Annotated in this window: 13 protein-coding genes; 7 read left to right on the forward strand and 6 right to left on the reverse strand. The window is 62.0% G+C overall.

The window, feature by feature from the left end; genetic code table 11:
* The first annotated feature begins 109 nt into the window (after nt 1-109).
* The gene (locus DK389_RS22130; RefSeq protein ID WP_109896724.1) at nt 110-1,318 is read left to right on the forward strand and encodes an IS256 family transposase; all 1,209 of its coding nucleotides are present in this window, start codon (nt 110-112) and stop codon (nt 1,316-1,318) included.
* A gap of 345 nt (nt 1,319-1,663) precedes the next feature.
* On the opposite strand, the gene DK389_RS32705 is transcribed toward DK389_RS22130, so the two are convergent.
* Together DK389_RS32705 and DK389_RS32710 are read right to left on the reverse strand one after the other, a co-directional pair.
* Nucleotides 1,664-1,939, reverse strand: a complete 276-nt coding sequence (locus tag DK389_RS32705; RefSeq protein WP_162560772.1) for a hypothetical protein — start codon at nt 1,937-1,939, stop codon at nt 1,664-1,666.
* Nucleotides 1,936-2,085 (reverse strand): hypothetical protein, encoded by a 150-nt coding sequence (locus DK389_RS32710; protein WP_162560773.1) that lies wholly within the window; start codon nt 2,083-2,085, stop codon nt 1,936-1,938. Before DK389_RS32710 ends, DK389_RS32705 begins: the two co-directional genes overlap by 4 nt.
* Nucleotides 2,086-2,842: 757 nt before the next feature.
* Between DK389_RS32710 and DK389_RS22140 the strand changes: the two genes are divergently transcribed.
* The 4 genes from DK389_RS22140 (at nt 2,843) to DK389_RS22155 (ending at nt 13,656) form a co-directional block, all read left to right on the forward strand.
* Complete coding sequence (locus DK389_RS22140) at nt 2,843-10,906, forward strand: peroxidase family protein (RefSeq protein WP_109892851.1); 8,064 nt, start codon at nt 2,843-2,845, stop codon at nt 10,904-10,906.
* 241 nt (nt 10,907-11,147) lie between these two features.
* Entirely contained in the window at nt 11,148-11,810 is a 663-nt protein-coding gene (locus tag DK389_RS22145; RefSeq protein WP_109892853.1) for a response regulator transcription factor, read from the forward strand.
* A 293-nt stretch (nt 11,811-12,103) separates the two neighbouring features.
* Entirely contained in the window at nt 12,104-12,367 is a 264-nt protein-coding gene (locus tag DK389_RS22150) for a hypothetical protein (RefSeq protein WP_109892855.1), read from the forward strand.
* Between the two features lie 327 nt (nt 12,368-12,694).
* Nucleotides 12,695-13,656, forward strand: a protein-coding gene (locus tag DK389_RS22155; protein ID WP_109887230.1) for an IS630 family transposase whose coding sequence is annotated in 2 segments (ribosomal slippage) — nt 12,695-13,043 and nt 13,043-13,656 — 963 coding nt in all. Because the reading frame shifts where the segments join, the coding sequence is not laid out codon by codon here.
* Here DK389_RS22155 and DK389_RS22160 read toward each other — a convergent pair.
* A complete protein-coding gene (locus DK389_RS22160) occupies nt 13,649-14,254 on the reverse strand; it encodes a hypothetical protein (protein ID WP_162560775.1) in 606 nt (201 codons plus the stop codon). The genes DK389_RS22155 and DK389_RS22160 overlap by 8 nt on opposite strands.
* 221 nt (nt 14,255-14,475) lie before the next feature.
* On the opposite strand from DK389_RS22160, the gene DK389_RS32715 reads away from it, so the two are divergent.
* On the forward strand, nt 14,476-14,811 hold the full coding sequence (locus DK389_RS32715; RefSeq protein ID WP_162560776.1) for a Rap1a/Tai family immunity protein: 336 nt from the start codon (nt 14,476-14,478) through the stop codon (nt 14,809-14,811).
* Between the two features lie 104 nt (nt 14,812-14,915).
* On the opposite strand, the gene DK389_RS22165 is transcribed toward DK389_RS32715, so the two are convergent.
* Nucleotides 14,916-15,563 carry a LuxR C-terminal-related transcriptional regulator gene (locus DK389_RS22165; protein ID WP_109892859.1) on the reverse strand — a complete coding sequence of 216 codons (648 nt, stop codon included), beginning with the start codon at nt 15,561-15,563 and terminating at the stop codon, nt 14,916-14,918.
* 445 nt (nt 15,564-16,008) lie between these two features.
* On the opposite strand from DK389_RS22165, the gene DK389_RS22170 reads away from it, so the two are divergent.
* A complete protein-coding gene (locus DK389_RS22170) occupies nt 16,009-16,206 on the forward strand; it encodes a hypothetical protein (protein WP_162560777.1) in 198 nt (65 codons plus the stop codon).
* Between the two features lie 284 nt (nt 16,207-16,490).
* Here the strand turns inward: DK389_RS22170 and DK389_RS22175 are convergent, their stop codons facing one another.
* Together DK389_RS22175 and DK389_RS22180 are read right to left on the reverse strand one after the other, a co-directional pair.
* The gene (locus DK389_RS22175; RefSeq protein WP_162560778.1) at nt 16,491-16,826 is read right to left on the reverse strand and encodes a hypothetical protein; all 336 of its coding nucleotides are present in this window, start codon (nt 16,824-16,826) and stop codon (nt 16,491-16,493) included.
* A 276-nt stretch (nt 16,827-17,102) separates the two neighbouring features.
* Nucleotides 17,103-17,588 carry a PRC-barrel domain-containing protein gene (locus DK389_RS22180; protein WP_109896726.1) on the reverse strand — a complete coding sequence of 162 codons (486 nt, stop codon included), beginning with the start codon at nt 17,586-17,588 and terminating at the stop codon, nt 17,103-17,105.
* Between the last annotated feature and the right edge of the window lie 82 nt (nt 17,589-17,670).

A 17,670-nucleotide genomic window follows, 5' to 3' on the forward strand; every position in this document is an offset into this window, starting at 1 on the left:
CACGGACGAGGTGTAATTTCCGGGACCGTTTCGGTGGGGATTGGGGTGGCCATCGGGGCCGGCGGCTAAGGTGGAGTTTGCGGACTTCAACCTGAGCCGGGAGCACCCGATGACCGACGACAGAGTGGCACTGATCGAGGCGCTGCAGAAGGCTGACGACGGCAACTTCCTGCGCTCGTTGGCCGAGACGGTCCTGCAGATCCTGATGGAGGCCGACGTGGAGGGCCTGATCGGCGCGGGCCGCTACGAGCGCACAGGCGAACGCAGCACCTACCGCAACGGCTATCGCGAGCGCAGCCTCGACACACGGCTCGGCTCACTCAACCTGAAGATCCCCAAGCTGCGGACCGGCAGCTACTTCCCCGGCTTCCTGGAGCCGCGCCGCACGGTCGAGAAGGCGCTGGTCGCCGTGATCCAGGAGGCGTGGATCGCCGGCGTCTCGACCCGGCGCGTGGACGACTTGGTGCAGGCCATGGGCCTGTCGGGCATCTCCAAGTCCTCGGTGTCGAAGCTGTGCAAGGAGATCGACGAGCGCGTCGGAGCCTTCCTGACGCGTCCGCTCTCGGGTGCGTGGCCCTATCTCTGGCTCGATGCCACCTACCTGAAGGTGCGCGAGGGCGGTCGCATCGTCTCTGTCGCTGCCATAGTCGCCGTCGCGGTGGACACCGAAGGCCGGCGCGAGATCGTCGGCCTGCACATCGGTCCCTCCGAGGCCGAGGTGTTCTGGACAGACTTTCTGCGGAGCTTGGTCAAGCGCGGGCTCTCGGGCGTGCAGCTCGTCATCTCGGATGCCCACGAGGGGCTCAAGGCGGCCATCCGCCGGATGCTGAAGGCGACCTGGCAACGCTGCCGCGTTCATTGGACCCGGAACGCGCTGGCTTACGTGCCGCGGACCCAGCAGACCATGGTGGCTGCCGGCCTGCGCCACGCCTTCCAGCAGCCCGATCAGGACGCCGCCCGGGCCGCCCTTCAGCACCTGGGCGAGCAACTGCACAACCGCTGGCCGAAGCTGAAGGTCTTCATCGAGGCCACGTGCGAGGACGTGCTGGCCTACCTGACTTTCCCGCTCCAGCATCGGGCCAAGCTTCACAGCACGAACCCGCTGGAACGCCTCAACAAGGAGATCAAGCGGCGCGCCGATGTGGTCGGCATCTTCCCCAACACGGACTCGATCCAACGCCTGATCGGTGCGGTGCTTCTGGAGGCCAACGACGAGTGGCAGCTTCAGCACCGCTATATGCAGATCGAGGGCATGGCCGGGTTTGCTCCGGCGTTGATCGAGGAGAGCGTCACGACACTTCCACCACAGGCTGCCTGACCGATGGCGGCTCCAATTCCACCCCGAAAGTCCACCTCATTGACGGACGTAACCTGAGGAGGTGCTGGTCCGCGAGTTTGCCCACGCGGCTGCGGACATCGAGGCGCACAGATCGGCAACCAGCGTCCACGCGATACGAGCCATCGCTCGCTACCACCGGATCAAGGCACTCGAACATCGGGGCAGATTGGCAGCCTTGGGCGAGGAATTCGGCTGGCTCCTGTCCGGCCCCCTAGCGCCGATCCATAAACGCGCTGACGCGAACCAGATGGCTCCATAACGCCCAAATCCGCGAGGGCTTCGGAGGTTGGGCGTTATGGAGCCAGCCGCCTCGCGTAAGGGCGATTATGGATCTGGGTGGTGTTTGCCTTCGCTCCGGTGGCTGATCCTCTCGACTGCTTGTAGCGCCTCCATGCGTGCAGCCTCGTCAGAAATAAGGGTGAATGTGTTCAAGATGCGGAGAGTATCTAGTGACCTTTTTGCAATCTCAGATCCTGAATTGAATTTACTGACATCATAATTACAGATTTCTTGCACAACAATTTTCTTGAATATATGTGGATCTACCCCGATCGCTGAAGCAAGTTGATTTAGAACATGTTCCTCGGCCTTCTCGGTCATGTTCGTCTCGACGCAAAAGCTAACTGCTGCTCGATCCGGGCTCGCGCCTCGTCGAGATCAATCAGCGTGAGCGGCTCGGCGGCGCGCACGTAGTCGAAGCTGACCTTCAAGAACCACATACCCGCTTCGTCGTGATCGTTCGACACCCAGCCACTCGCCACCAGCCGATCCACTTGAGGTGAGTTCTGCTCTAGCTGAAACGGAGCCGCGCTCATTGCGCTGGGTTAAAGGGAAAGTTGCCCATCCCCAGAAACGCCTTTGTGTAACCCCCGCATTCCTACCGACTTCGGGGCAATGCCGCAGCCGCAGCCGTCGGTAACGAACCCCTAACCAAAACCGTCGACCGTGCCGCCGGCCGTCGAAGATCTCTTCTCTCGATCGATGGCTAACTGTTTGATCCCGCGGTGTGGTGGTACTGTTGACCACCATGCGATCTCCATCGTAGTGGCTCCGAGCTCCTGCTGCATGACAGCACCTTTCTGGCGCCGCAGCGCCGGGAGCGGGAGCCATCCAGGCCATCTGCTTCCGGGCCCGCAACCCCATTACGAATGGCTGACAATGGCTGAAAGCTGTCGGCCTGCTTTCTGCATTCAAACCGCAGAAGCGGACATTCGCCGTGGCGTAAGCGATTAAGTAAAGACAACGCTGAGGGTTAGTCCACGATTTCTTCGAAAGGTTGCGTTTCGCAGACCAGGCAGGGCGCAGACTGCCGCAAAGATAATTGGAGATGTTATTAGCTATCTAGTGCTAGACTAAGTCTTTAATAACAGCCGCCTTCCGACCAAGGTCTGAGACTAGATCGGACCTACGATCCGAAAATCAGCCGCCCTTGGTCCCTGGGATGAGCCGAAGACTCATGGAAATGCTTGGCCTCGAACAAGCATATCCCGAGTTCGGAAGGTGATGGGGGTCAAAATGGGCGTTAAGTTCAATCGCAGCGATCTGGACTTCATCCTGACCCAGATCCAAATGGCCGAGGCTGGACAGGATCCTCTGAATCCTCACCTCTCGTTCGGCCTGCGACAGGTTGATGGCGAGAACAACAGCGTGGTCGATGGTCAGCCTCTCTACGGAGCGGCGGATCAGGCGTTTCCCAAGCTAACGAACCCAGTCTTCCAGGCTGCTGACGGCGCGCCGGCGGGATTTTTTGGGCCTGGAAGCCCCGCAATTCCCGGCTCATCCTACGCAAGCACCAACGGATTCGTGTTCGACGCAGATCCGCGCACGATCAGCAACCTGATTGCCGACCAGAGCGCCAACAACCCAGCCGCTGTAGCCGCCGCAGAGAAGGCGGCAGGCTCCCTTGGGACCGGCTATCAGCATTCACTTCCCGGTGCGGATGGCATCGTCGGTACCGCTGACGATGTCGTAAGCAATGCAGCGACGCCGGCTGCCACGGAGAACGGAAGCTTATTCATCAACAACGTGACGCCAGACAATGGCCTCTCAGCGCCATTCAATAGCCTGTTCACGCTGTTCGGGCAGTTCTTCGACCACGGTCTCGATCTCATCGCCAAGGGCGGCAGTGGGACCGTGATGATACCGCTGCAGCCCGACGATCCGCTTTACGTGCCGGGCGGCCACACGAACTTCATGGTGTTAACCCGAGCGACAAACCAGCCTGGAGCCGATGGTGTTCTAGGTACCACCGACGACGTCCACAGCAATACTAACCTGGTCACGCCCTTCGTCGACCAGAACCAGACCTACACGTCGCACCCCTCGCACCAAGTCTTCCTGCGCGAGTACATCATCGGCTCAGACGGCAAAATACACTCGACTGGGCGGTTGCTTGAGCACCACCGCTCCGACGGCACGATCGGCGGAGAGCCGACCTGGGCGGATATCAAGGCGAACGCGCTTAAGCTCGGTATCGTCTTGAACGACACAATTGACGTGGTGAACATCCCGCTCGTCAAAGTTGACGCCTACGGCAACTTCATCCCGGATCCGGCCACCGGTCTCGCCCAGCTCGTCACAGGTCTCGGCCCGGACGGAAAATATGGGACCGATGACGACGTTGTCGTCCACGGCACGCGAGACGCGAATGGCACGATTCATCCCATTACTACGGACGGCGCGCTGCGCATCGGTCACGCCTTCATCAACGACGTGGCAGCATCGGCCAATCCGGTCGATCCTCAGACCGGCCTCTTCCTCACGCCAGACAGCGACGGCCTGATCAACGATGCCGAACATCCTCTGGCGGCGGGCTCCTTCGACGTTGACCTGCTGAACGCGCACTTCATCGCGGGCGATGGGCGCGCCAACGAAAACATTGGCCTCACATCCATCCATGAAATTTTCCATGACGAGCACAACCGCCTGATCGAGCAGACGAAGGATCTCATTCGCGCCGAGCTTGCCAATGGTGACACCGCCTTCGCCAGCAATTGGGTGCTCGACGGCGCCAACCTCTCGGACGGCATCCAGGACAACGAGTGGAACGGCGAGCGCCTGTTCCAGGCGGCGAAGTTCGGCACCGAGACGCAGTACCAGCACCTCGTCTTCGAGGAATTCGCCCGCAAGGTCTCGCCGGCCATCCACCTGTTCGGCAACACCAACGTCCATCTCGACCCGGCCATCACCTCCGAGTTCGCGAACGCGGTCTACCGGTTCGGGCACTCGATGCTCGACGAGAACCTCAACCGTTACGAGCTGAATCCGGATGGCTCCACGAAGTTGGATGCCAACGGTCACCCGATCATGACCCAGATTGGGCTGATCCAGGCCTTCACCAATCCTCTCGAGTACGCGAAGCACGGAGCGGACGCGGCGGGCGAGCTCATCGCCGGCGCTGCGAATCAGGTCGGCAACGAGATCGACGAGTTCGTCACCGGCGCGCTGCGCAACAACCTGCTCGGCCTGCCCCTCGACCTCGCCGCCCTCAACATCGCCCGCGGCCGCGAGACCGGCGTGGCGCCGCTCAACCTCGTGCGCAACCAGATCTACGCCCAGACGCACGACAGCTCGGTGAAGCCCTACGCGAATTGGAGCGAGTTCGGCAGCTACCTCAAGCACGAGGCGTCGCTGATCAACTTCGTGGCCGCCTACGGCACGCACCACACCATCCTCGAGGCGACGACGCTCGAGGGCAAGCGCGCGGCCGCGCTCCTCCTCGTGGAACACGGCCAGGACGGCTATTCGGGCAGCGGCGTCTCGGCGGCCGACATCAAGGACGCCCATGATTTCCTGCACAGCACGGGCGCCTACGCGAACATCACCGACCCGGCGGCGCTCAAGCTCGACCCGAACGCGCTCCACGACGCCAGCGGCGCGATCCCGTTCTGGAGCACGGGCAGCATCACCGGCCTCGACCAAGTCGATCTCTGGATCGGCGGCCTCGCAGAGAAGCAGAACCTGTTCGGCGGGCTGCTCGGCTCGACCTTCGACTACATCTTCCGCATCCAGCTGGAGAACCTGCAGGACGGCGACCGGCTCTACTACCTGCCCCGCCTCGAGGGCACGCATTTCGGGACCGAGATCGAGGCAAATTCGTTTGCTGAGATGATCATGCACAACACGGGCATAAAGCACGTGTCTGCTAGTGTCTTCTTAACGCCCGAGTACACGGTGGAGGCGAGCAATATCAATCCGGACGATTCGTCAACGTGGACAAGAAATCCGGATACCGGCAAGTTCTTGCTCGAAGCGTCCTGGGTTAAGGCGGACGGGACACCGACTACTGCCGCCGACCTGGCAGCACAGAAGCACATCCACTTCCTTGGTGACGAAAACTTCCTCGGCAACACGATGGTGCTTGGGGGTACCGACAAGGCGGAGTGGCTGCAGGCTGGCAACGCTGACGATGACACCGTCTACGGCGATGGTGGTGACGACCATATCGATGGCGGCAACGGCAATGACTTCCTGTACGGCGGTGCCGGTAACGACGTCATTACGGATACGGGGGGCGACGACACGATCCACGGCGATGATGGCAACGATATCATTTCTGCGGGTATCGGCGACGATATCGTCTTCGGAAATGATGGAGATGACATCATTGATGGCGGCAAGGGCATCGACGATATCCAGGGGGGGCTTGGTAACGACATCATCCGCGCTGGCGAGGGCGACGACGAAGTCCTAGGCAACGAAGGGAATGACTGGATCGAAGGCGGTCAGGGCGGCGACGTTCTAACGGGGGACGTGGGCGCGCCAACGGGACAGTTGCCGCTCTACGGCGGTGATGATGTCATCATCGGCGGCAGCTGGGTCGCGATCGGAGCCGACGGACATCCTGTCCCCGACGCAGCCAACCTGCAGAACAACAACGGCGGCGACAAGATGTTGGGCTTCAGCGGCGACGACATCATGGTCGGCGGCGGTGGCTTCAACACCTTCCGGGGCCACAAGGGCTATGACTGGGCCTCTTTCGAAGCCGATACCCAGGGTGTCGAAGTCGACATGAACCGGAGGGACTTCATCCTCGATTCTCCTCCGCTCTCGCCGGACGCGATCCGCGATATCTTTATCGAGACGGAGGGCCTGAGCGGCTCGTCCTATGATGACCACCTGATGGGGTCGAATGACGCAAAAGCAGATACGACTAACGAGCTCACGAATATCAATCTCATCTCAGGTCTGGAGACATTTTTCGCACCGAACGTGCCAGTCCACTTCAACTCCGGCAACATCATCCTGGGAGGCGGGGGAAGCGACCGCATTCAGGGCGGAGGCGGTGACGATATTATCGATGGCGACGCCTACCTTCATGTCGAGTTGCAGAACGGCCAAATCGTTCGTGAGATCCTTGACGGTGGCCGCAAGGGTGACGTGGACACTGCCGTCTACTCCGACATCGCCGCGAATTATGCGATCGGTGTGCAGACCGCCGATGGTCGTGGATGGAACGGTGCCGATTCGGAGGGTTTCTACTCCGTGGTGCACGTCACGGTAGGCCCTGGTGTGGCCGGCGCCCTCACTAAGGTGGTCAACGACGGCGTCGACAAGATCCGCAACATTGAGCGCCTAGAGTTTCAGGACACGACGGTGAACCTCGCCGACCTTGTGTTTGGACCCGGCCTCAAGGTCAAGAATCAGCTCCCGGTTGGGTCGGTCACGATTTCGGGCACCCCCGTTATCGGTCAGGTACTGACCGCCGACGCCCAGTTGCTCGACCTAGATCCAAATCCAAATAGCCCAACGCTGGTCACCAATGAAACCTTCCAGTGGCAGTATCTGGATCCAGCGCGCGGTGAATGGGTACCGATCACCGGAGCAACCGGTGCGACCTACACCGTAACGCCGTTTGTCGTCGGGCAGCCCATCCGGGTAGTGGCCTCCTTCGTGGATGCCCTGGGGTTCAAGGAACATGTGACCTCGGCCCAAACCGCCGTTGTAGCCACTGCGCCTGGTGTTAACACGGCACCGTTCATCGTTCCGCAGCAGGGTCAGGTCGGCCTGCCCGACACCAACATTCTCGATAGCGCTCCCGTGAGCCTGTTCTTGCCGGTGACCACAGTTTTCAATGACGCGCAGACGGCAGCGAACGCGCTTATTTACAAGGTCACTCTTGCGGATGGCTCGGATCTGTTCGCAGCAACCGGTCTCACCGTAGTCGACACGGTGGCTACGAACGGCGCCCTGCAGATCACCGGAACTCTGAAGGCGGGGGTCACCGGCCCGCTCAACATCAAAGTCAGCGCCACTGATGGTGGCCCCGGCGCCCCATTGACCGTGACGGACACGTTCACGGTCAACGTGGTTCATCCCTCGCCAGGCGCCCAAGCCGTCATCCATGGCTCACTGCAGGATGGCTACATCGCTGGCGCAACGGTGTTCATGGACTCGAACGGTGATGGAGTTCGGCAGAGCTTCGAGGCTCAGACCACGACTGACGCGCATGGCCATTTCACTCTGGTGGGCAAGCCAGGTCAGATCATCGCCTCGGGTGGAGCCGGCGCTATCGACACCGCCACCAGCCTCGCCTTCAACGGTACCTTCAAGGCGCCGGCTGGCTCGACGGTCCTGTCGCCGCTGACCACGGTACTCGCCGAGCTGGTTGACTCCGGCATGTCACTTGAGACAGCACAGGTCCGGCTTCGGTCTGCGCTCAGCCTCGACAGCAGCGTTGACGTCACGAAGTTCGACCCGATCGTCGGCGCTCAGTCGAGCGATCCAACGACGAAAGCTTTGGCTGAACACCTGTTCGTCACGGCCTCTCAGATCCTCAACACCGTAGCACTTCTGCAGGGCGCAGTGTTCTTTGCGAATCCGATGCAGGACATCGTTGCCCTCATTTCGACCGGTCAGCCGTTTGATCTGAGCACTCCTGAAACTGTGCAGAGCCTCGTCAGCTCCGCCAATCTCTTCGGGGAGTTCGCCACCGATGTCGCGAGCCTCATCATCGACCATAATGCCCTGATTGCGTCCCAGGCTGCGACCCTTGACGGTGTCGATTTCTTGGTTGGCGCCTCAGCGGTGAGCCGCGTCGCGCAGGGCGAGGCCGCACAGGCACTTGCCACCGCCTACACGCCTGAGGAGATGACGGCGCTCAAGCTCAACTACACCGGCGACGGTCTGGCCGAGCACGTCGGCTATGCCAAGCACCATGTCGGCGACGTCAATGGCGACGGCACCGCGGAGGGTGACGGCGACATGACACCGCCGGACCTGTCAATCACCTCCCCGCCTGGTCTCACAAAGACGGCCAGTCAAACGATCGCTGGCAAAGTTGGGATCATTGATGCTGGCATGACAGTGCACATCATGGATGGTGGCACAGAGATCGGTTCGGCAGTATCGGACGCCAGTGGTAACTGGCACGCCGACGTGACCCTGGCGGGCGACCGGCCTCACAATCTGACCGCCGTCGGACGGGATGCGGCGGGCAATCTCGGGCAGAGCAACGCGATCACCGTCACACTCGATAGCCAAGCCCCCCCCGCCCCCACTGTGACCCTAGACCACGACACGGGTTCATCGTCCAACGACAGGATCACGAGCGATCCAAGCATCTTGGTGACGGCTGGAGAGAGTGGAGGCACTCTTGCCTACCGCATCGATAACGGTGAGTATCAGTCGAAGTACGACACGACCAAGTTGGCTGACGGTCAGCACACCGTTAGCGTTCTGCACACGGATGCTGCGGGCAACATATCGCTTGCCGGTGGTCTGACCTTCACACTCGATACTCAGGCACCTGTTGCCCCCAGCCTCGCTCTGAAAATCGACTCTGGTTCATCGCCAAGCGACGGCATCACCGGCGATCCCCATGTCGTCGTCACTCAGGCCGAGGATGGTGGGAGCCTGAGCTATAGCATTGATGGCGCGGCTTACGTCGCGAGCTACGATCCGACCGGGCTTGCCGATGGTCAGCACACTTTGAAGGTGAAACACACGGATGCTGCGGGTAACACTTCACTCGCCGGCAGCCTCACCTTCACCCTCGACACGGCGCCCCCCGGCTCGCCGACCTTGTCTCTGACGAATGACACGGGTCTCTCGCAGAGCGACCGCGTCACGAGTGATGCCCGCGTCACGGCGGTGACCCAGGCCGGCGCCACCGCGAGCTACAGCCTCGACGGCGGCGCCTTCGGGAGCAGCTACGATCCGGTCTCGCTCGCGGACGGCAGCCACACCCTGGCGGTGCGCCAGACCGACAGCGCCGGCAACGCCTCCGCTGCGGCCTACATCACCTTCACGCTCGACCGAGGCGCCCCGCAGGCCCCCGCCGTCACCCTCGCCGACGACACGGGCCTTGCCGGCGACGGCGTCACCCGGGACGGCCACCTCTCGGCGACGCCCGCCGAGGACGGAGGCAGTCTCTCCTACGTCGTCGACGGCAAGGTCTCCGCGATCTACAACCCCGCCACGCTCGCCGACGGCCAGCATAGCGTCGCGCTACGCCACACCGACGCCGCAGGCAATTCCGCGACGTCGGCCCCGGTCTCGTTCACCCTCGACACCGCCGGCCCGTCCCTCGCCGTGACGGCGGTTTCGGGCTCCGGCAACGTCGTGGGCCACACGGTCACCGGAACGATCGGTCTGGCCGACGCCGGCGCCGCCATCACGATCCGGGACGGGAGCACCGTTCTGGGGACGGTCACGGCGGATGCGGCCGGCAACTGGAGCCTGCCCTTCGCGATGACGGGCGGCGGAGCGGGCCACCACTACGCCCTCACCGCCACTGCCACGGACGCGGCAGGGAACATCGGATACAGCGAGAGCTTCGCGTTCGACCTCGACTTCGCCGCCAATCGCGACCTGTTCTGCACAGTCGGCCACGACATGCGCAGCTACGAGGGACAGGTCTACGCCCTCTACGACGCCATCCTCGACCGGGCGCCGGACGCCGCCGGGCTGGAGGGCTGGGTCGGCGCGCTGCGCGGCGGCGCATCGCTCCGGGACATCGCCGACAGCTTTCTCCACTCGGCGGAGGCGCAGGCGAAATTCGGCGCCCTCGACGACCGCGGCTTCGTCGGGCACCTCTACGAGACCGCCCTACACCGTTCCGGGGAGACGGCCGGCCTCGATAGCTGGACCGGCGCAATCGCCCACGGCGCCAGCCGGGCCGACATCGCCGTCGCCTTCGCCCTCTCCGGCGAGAACGTAGCGGGGATGCAGGGGGCTCTCGCGGCGGGCATCTACGTCGACGATCACGCGGCGACGGACGCGGCCCGGCTCTACTACGCCCTCCTCGACCGGGCACCCGACGCGGCCGGGCTCCAGAACTGGACGCAGGCCCTCAAGGGCGGCCTGGCCGAGACGGGCATGGCGCAGGCCTTCCTCGGCTCGGGCGAATACCAGAGCAAGCACGGCGGCCTGAACAACGCCGAATATGTGGATATGCTCTACGAGAACGCCCTCGGACGTCACGCAGAAGCCGGCGGACTGCAGTATTGGGCTGACGCCATCCAGCACGGCGTATCGCGGGAGGAGATAGCCACTGCGATCGTGCATAGCCAAGAGGCCCATGAGCATCTTGCCTACCACATCGAGCAGGGCTGGCACTTGGTCTGAGTACGGAGCATCCCATGAGGGCGGTCGAAGCGCGCTTCGGCCGCCCATTAGCAGTAACCAGGGCAAGCTGCCGCCTCTTCAACCTGCCATGCTAAACAGCAAGCTCATGATTTGTTAGCAAGGCAGGCATAGAGTTGAGATTATCGAGATTTGAGCAGGAACCTCTACGCCGCCGTCCGTCCCGGAGTATCTATCGGGGACAGAAAGCAGATGCGCGGCCAGCCGACGACGGGGATGGGACATGAAGGAGAAGTTGCGGGTTGGACTAATCGATCCTCATGTTCTTTATAGGCGCAACTTGTGCGCCTCGCTGCAGTCCGAGACAGATATCGAGGTTGTATTTGAAGAAGACTGCCCAAAAGATGCAATAAATCTGCTGACTATCGCTCGCCCAGATGTGATCATTATTGACATATTTGGAATCAAGGCAGGGGACACGGCATTAGAAATGGTAGCCAGCGCTTGTCCAAAGGCCTTTGTATTGGTTCTGACCAACATCGAGCAGCAAAATGTTGTGGTGCGAACGATGCAGCTCGGCGCCAGGGCATATGTTCTCAAAAACATAGACCATCGTCAAATCCCGGAAATTGTCAGAATCGTCAGCTCCGGTATAGAGTATGTTACGCCTGAGCTGAAGGTGCCGCATTGGGATCGCAATACTACGACGCAAAGTGTCGGCAATATTAAATCCGGATTTCCTGGTCTGAATCCGGACGAAGAGGCCCTCCTTAAACTGATTGCAGATGGTTTAACAAACAAAGAGATATCTGCAAATATTGGTGCCAGCGTAGCCTCAGTCTCGTCCAGCGTCAGCAAAATGCTCAAAAAACTTAACGCCCGGGACCGACTGCATGCGGCGCTTCTTTACGCGGGAAGCCAGAAGATGGAAGCCTCACAAATCTGAGGAGTTGGCTGGAGCGCCGATGCTGAAACTGCCAGACGAATCTCCCGAGCCATAGCTGGCCGGCAGACGCCTGTCCGAAACGCCCGTTGCGGATCAGCGCGAGCGTGCTCGGGGCCGCCTCTTGGCTGCATCGCTCCGTTTGAACACAAAGCATGAATTTGGCCTCCGTAAGCAGATGCATAATCGTAAACCACTGTCGCAGGGGAAGGAGTCTGAACCCAGCGAAGGCTGTTTCTAAGCGGCCCATTTATGGCTTAGCTTGCATCTTAGAAGATGCGACCTGGGGAGGCGGAATGTTGCCTGAAAGTGGTCTTGGTGAGGTCTCTTCCGGCTTCGACACCGAGCTCCGGCTGGTGGTTTACGGGCCGCCTGCGACAGGGCTGCCCTGGCTTGTGGTCTGTCTCGGGCCAGACAACGAAGCGATTGAGGCGAACGCCTGCGCGAGCCTCGAAGCTGCGGAGCGGATGTTGGCCCAGACGGCGCACCAGCTCATGGAGCGCTTTGAGAACGCGGGTGAAGGTTGCCTTCTGGCTTTGAAGACCGACTGGAGTTCATAAGCACAGCAGCTCTCAATCTGCGTCATACCTGCGTATGTCGGTCAGTGTGGTGCTAAGGCGGTGAATAGCCGCTTTCGCGATGGTGCCTGGGCCGGTTGAATAGCGATTATGACCGTACCGCTGCCGGCCGAGTTTGGCCGAAAGCAGCCCGTCCGCTTTTTTTGAAACAATGCCACAAATGCGGACGTCGATTGCAGCTGCAAGTCAAATCGACGAGTCATTAAGGCACGAACCTTAGCGCCTGCTGGAAGAGCCGATCTAGAGCAGATCCCGCGCCGCTTGAGACGGGTTGGCGGCTGGCACGTTGACGGGTGAAGGAGCTTGCCCATGCCTTCACCGTTGTCTGTGGACCTGCGCGAGCGTGTCGTGGCTGCCGTGGCGGCGGGTGCCTCCTGCCGTCGCGTCGCCGCTCGCTTCGGGGTCAGCGTGTCGAGCGCCAGCCGCTGGTCGGAGCGCTTCCGCAATGAGGGCCAACTCGCCTCCAAGCCGATGGGCGGCGATCACACCTCGAAGCGGATTGAGGCGCATGCCGCGCTCATCCTGGCGACCTCGAAGCAGGAGCCGCGCCTCTTCCTGCGTGAGCTGCGCGACCGACTGGCCGAGCAGGGCGTGCAGACCAGCACGAGCGGGTTGTCACGCTTCTTCCAGCGGCACGGGATCAGCTGGAAAAAGGGGCGACGCACGCAGCTGAGCAGGAGCGCGCGGACGTAAGAGCGGCCCGCGAGGCGTGGTTCGAGGCCCAGCCCGAGCTCGACCCGGACCGGCTGGTGTTCTTGGACGAGACCGCGGCTGCCACCAACATGGCGCGACGCTACGGTTGGGCCCCGCGCGGCGAGCGCTGCCGGCTCGCAGCGCCGTGGGGGCATTACAAAACCACCACCATCACCGCCGCCCTGCGCACGAGTGGGCTGTGCGCCACCGCGCTTCTTGACGGTCCCACCAACGGCAGGCGCTTTCGCAGCTACGTCACCGAGACCCTAATCCCGGTGCTGCAGCCGGGCGACATCGTCGTCATGGACAACCTGCCAGCCCACAAGGTCGCCGGCGTGCAGGCCGCGATCGAGGCCACAGGGGCCAGGCTCATGTACCTGCCGTCCTACAGCCCCGATCTCAACCCGATCGAGCAGGCCTTCGCCAAGCTCAAGGCCCTGTTGCGCAGCGCAGCAGCCCGCACCATCCCGGATCTCTGGGCAGCGATCCGGCAGGCCCTCTCGTGCTTCACCCCGCAGGAGTGCCGCAACTACCTCGCCGCAGCCGGCTACGAAGACGACTTGGCCGTCGCTACCTGACCGGGAACAGCTCTAGCTCCTTCAGAGCAGGAGGGCCCTCCTGCTCTGCTTCAGCTCGCAGCAAGGAAAGGCCGCCCTCCAGCGAACTGAGCACTTCAGCTCGTTGCGCCTGGCGCCCCTCGGCAAACCACTGCAGCGTCTGAGGCTTGCCTACCCGGAAGAGAAGGCCGTCTGCGACCGGCACGGCCTGGTAGGCAAGCGTGGTCCACAGCAGCGCGACGCCAGGGTTGCGGTCGATCATCTGACCGGCCGGATGAGGGCTGCTGTCCAGCAGGTCCTTCTCGTTGCGGCGCATGCGCGGCTTCGAGAGGAAGGGGCAGGCTTTGGCCGAGAACTCGCCGCACTCCTTGTGCGAGGGCGGCTCGGCCGAGACACCGTTGATCGCGCAGAGCGGTCCGGTGACGAAGGTCTTGAAGCGCCCGAGCGGCTGTCCGCACACCCAGCAGAGGGAGCGGCGTACTGCCTGTTCCAGCTTACCAGCCGCGACGCAGCGGAAGTCCGGCTTCCCGTCAGCCCAGGCAGCAAACCAGGGAACAGGAAAGCCACGGGTGTCGACTGGCAGCGCCTTGATCCGTTCAGGCCAGGACAGCGCTGTCATGAGACGCCCTGCACCACCCATTTGTGGCAGTCGATATCCATGTAATTAAGGAATCTTTACCGATCTCGGTCAGATTGACTGCTTTCAAACTCATGGAGCTATGGAGCGTTGCCTCAAACCAAAACTCAGCCACGATCTCGGACGGCGGTTTGGCAAGCGTTAACCCGCAGGGTGGTGTGATGTTGCTGTCGTAGAGAGCGCCCGTCAGGAGAGTGGGTGGCATGATGACACGACTCGCGTTGGCCCTGTTGCTCGTCTCGGCGCCCAACCAAAGCTTCGCCTTTTATCTGACCGGAATCCGGCTGCAGGAACTCTGCTCTCAGAAAAACATGTCGCTAGAATTAGACAGCATGCTCAATGTCTACATGATGGGCATCGTTGATTCGACGGCACCAATTGTTGAGGCCATGCGGCCCTTCTGCATTCCCGAAGGGACTTCGGCCAAAAAAGTGACGGAAGCTGTCTGCAAGCACCTCACCGATCATCCGGAGGGCCGGAGCCATCGAGCAGGCAGCCTTGCAGCTACCGCACTACTTCAGACTTGGCCCTGTCGCTGATCATCTTCACTTAAACTTGCCTCCGTGGCGGCGCTCCCGTGACGAATCTGACCTTGGCGCCTTCCTCGCAGCCCGATGGTCGACCGCCCCACCACACTGCGGGATCAAAAACTTAAACCCAGGTGGCTGGCCGCGAGGAGCGCCGCCTGCACGCGATTTCGCACGTTGAGCTTGTCGAGGATGATGGTCAGGTAATGCTTGACCGTCTTCTCGCTGATCTCGAGGCGCCCGCCGATCTCCTTGTTGCTCAGCCCCTCCGCCAGCAGCGTCAGGATCTGCTCCTCGCGGCCGGTCAGGCTCGAGAACAGGGTCTGCTCGGGCCTCGGGGCCGGGTTCCGCGGCTTGGCGAAGAGGCGGGCGGCCAGCGCCGGCGTGACGTAGCGCTCGCCACGGTGAATCACCCGCACGGATTGCACCAGCTCCGGGCCGCTGACGCCCTTGAGCACGTAGCCCCAGGCGCCGCCCTGCATCGCGGCGCAGACCTGCTGGTCGTCCACGATGCTCGTCAGCATCAGGATCTTCACGTCGGCGCAATGGGCGACGAGGGTCTCGACCGCCTCCGCGCCGCCGCCGAGTATCCCGATGTCGAGGACGATGACGCTCGGCTTCAGGTCGGCCGCGAGGCGGAACGCGTCGGACGCCGACGCGCCCTCTCCGACGACCGCGATGTCGGCCTCGCCGTTCAGGGTGTAGGCGACGCCGGTGCGGAACAGCGGATCGCTATCGATGACGACGGCACGGATCTCGTTCACCTTGGGGCCCCTCGGATGATTAACCTTATCTCTGCAAAGAAAGCGGCGCCTATCCGCAGCCCATCGAGCATCACCACAAGCAAAAGCTGGCACTTATCACGATCAGGCTACGTAAGTAGTCGCCTGATGCGAACCGCGCAGCTTCTTCGAGACCTGCCGATGGTGAATGTTTTCTTGCCACGCCCAAATGAATGAAATAATCCGGCATGCTTTGCAATAATTTTGAGGCGCTAGATACGGACTAGTACAGCGCACCCAAAATCGGGCGCATCCGGTGCAGTAGCGTACTCATCCGTTAGCGAGAAGGTGTGCGGGTAGCCGCTCGCCATCTGCTTCTGTCCTTGCAGATGGGATCAGGTGAGCGCGCAGCAGACTGACGAGGCCAGCGTTCTCCTATATCTGATCGAGGTGCGCCTCAGCCGTTAAGATCAAGGCTGCTCGCTTGATGAGAACCGATCCGTTTGAGGGTGACCGCCACTTGAGCGACGCGTTGCGCTTCCTGGCGGCGCGCGGCTTTCTCATTGAGGTGGTCGAGGACGGCCACAAGACCTGGTTCTGGTTTGAAGGCCGGGAGACTGACAGATTTAACATCCTGGCGGTGGCTTACATGCTCGGCATGGAACGGCCGGAGAAGAGGTCATGAACTCCGTCGGCTCTCGGTTTCGTGCTGTTGGGTGACCTGTCGCAGGTGCTTTAGGTCACTTGCCGGCCAATGTCCGTTTCCGGGGATCGACGAAGATGGCTTCAACGACGCGGACGGGCACGAAGCGGCCGGCCGAAGGTGGCCGGAAGCTGCCTGTCCGCTTCCGGCGACAGACCAGCAGAACCGGACATTCTTAACGGCTCAGACGAGAGCCTCAATGGTTCACCGCCGGGACCGATGAATCGGGCGGGGAGGGGGAAGCGTCGGCGGAGCAATCTGATTGACTAAGCAGGTCGCGCCCTGATCTGCGAGTCCAAGTCGCCCTCGATCGCCAGATCGACCTTCTTCTGATGAAGCGCCTCGGCACTCTGCCGCACGTCGCTGAACGGGACGATGCGGAGGCGAACATCCTTTCTCTGCTCCGCAGGAGCATCAGCGAAGGCTTGGATGAGGCGCATCTCGGTGCTGCCCGTCGGGCCGACCGCGACCGTGAACGCAGTTGGTGAGGCGAAGTACCAGTAGCCGATTGCGACAAGTGTCGTCCCGGTCGCCAGCACGAGAGCGGCGACGCCGAGACGCCATTCATGCTTGCGGATCCGCTGGCGAAGCTGTTCGAACACGCTCTGCACTCGAAGTAGCGGTTTCAACGCAACAATGCAGCCCCAGCGCCTGTTGAACGCTGGCTGGTGAGCGGGTGCATACCGCGGACCGCCTCACAGGCGAGCTACATTCGCCACGCCACTTGCGCTTCCTTGATCCGGCTTAACGGCTTCCTCTAACCGCCAGCTCATGAACGAGTTGCCTTTAAGGCGTGCACCACTCCGCCGACAGGCGCCTGAAGGCCGCGGCTAAGACAAGCCGAGCGGTGTGCCCGGCCCGTCCCAGCCTGCGGTGTCTCAGCGAGCGTACTTGAACTGCGGTGCAGCCTTGAGCTGATCCTTTGTCGCGTTCAGCACCGCGTGATCCGGAGCCGCACGGTTCGCGTCCGCGCCAACCGTGCTGCTGGTGTTTGTGGAAGCGGTCGTGTCGGCCGGCTTCTTCTGCGCGTCATCCTTCTTGGCCTCGCGCCGCGACTCGTTCGTGAACTTGATCTGGCCGAACGGCACCGCCACGTCGTGCTCGCCCAGACCAAGGAAGCCGCCCACCCCAATTACGACGGCCTCGATCTTGCCGGTGCTGTCCACCAGAAGCTCGTTGATGTCACCGATCTTCTCGTTGTTGTTGTTGTAGACGTTGAGGCCCTTGAGCTTGGACGCGCGCCACTGCCCGGCCTTCTCCTGGGTGACGAACTGCCCGCCGTTCGGGGCGGGCGCTGTCTCGGCCAGGACCGGCCCCGCCAGCACGGCCGAGCCAATGACAGCAAGGGCGAAGTGCTTCAACATGACGAACTCCTCCAATCATCCGCTGACCTCGGCTCGACGATGAGCGGGTCAAGGCTGGCGCAGAAACGCCGCGCTTGAGGAC

This window comes from Methylobacterium durans, from assembly GCF_003173715.1.
GTDB lineage: Bacteria > Pseudomonadota > Alphaproteobacteria > Rhizobiales > Beijerinckiaceae > Methylobacterium > Methylobacterium durans.

Coding starts and splice junctions, on each gene's coding strand:
- DK389_RS32705 (WP_162560772.1), bottom strand. CDS start 1,939: ATGACCGAGAAGGCCGAGGAACATGTTCTAAATCAACTTGCTTCAGCG.
- DK389_RS32715 (WP_162560776.1), top strand. CDS start 14,476: ATGATGACACGACTCGCGTTGGCCCTGTTGCTCGTCTCGGCGCCCAAC.
- DK389_RS22150 (WP_109892855.1), top strand. CDS start 12,104: ATGTTGCCTGAAAGTGGTCTTGGTGAGGTCTCTTCCGGCTTCGACACC.
- DK389_RS22170 (WP_162560777.1), top strand. CDS start 16,009: ATGAGAACCGATCCGTTTGAGGGTGACCGCCACTTGAGCGACGCGTTG.
- DK389_RS22130 (WP_109896724.1), top strand. CDS start 110: ATGACCGACGACAGAGTGGCACTGATCGAGGCGCTGCAGAAGGCTGAC.
- DK389_RS22160 (WP_162560775.1), bottom strand. CDS start 14,254: ATGACAGCGCTGTCCTGGCCTGAACGGATCAAGGCGCTGCCAGTCGAC.
- DK389_RS22140 (WP_109892851.1), top strand. CDS start 2,843: ATGGGGGTCAAAATGGGCGTTAAGTTCAATCGCAGCGATCTGGACTTC.
- DK389_RS22180 (WP_109896726.1), bottom strand. CDS start 17,588: ATGTTGAAGCACTTCGCCCTTGCTGTCATTGGCTCGGCCGTGCTGGCG.
- DK389_RS22145 (WP_109892853.1), top strand. CDS start 11,148: ATGAAGGAGAAGTTGCGGGTTGGACTAATCGATCCTCATGTTCTTTAT.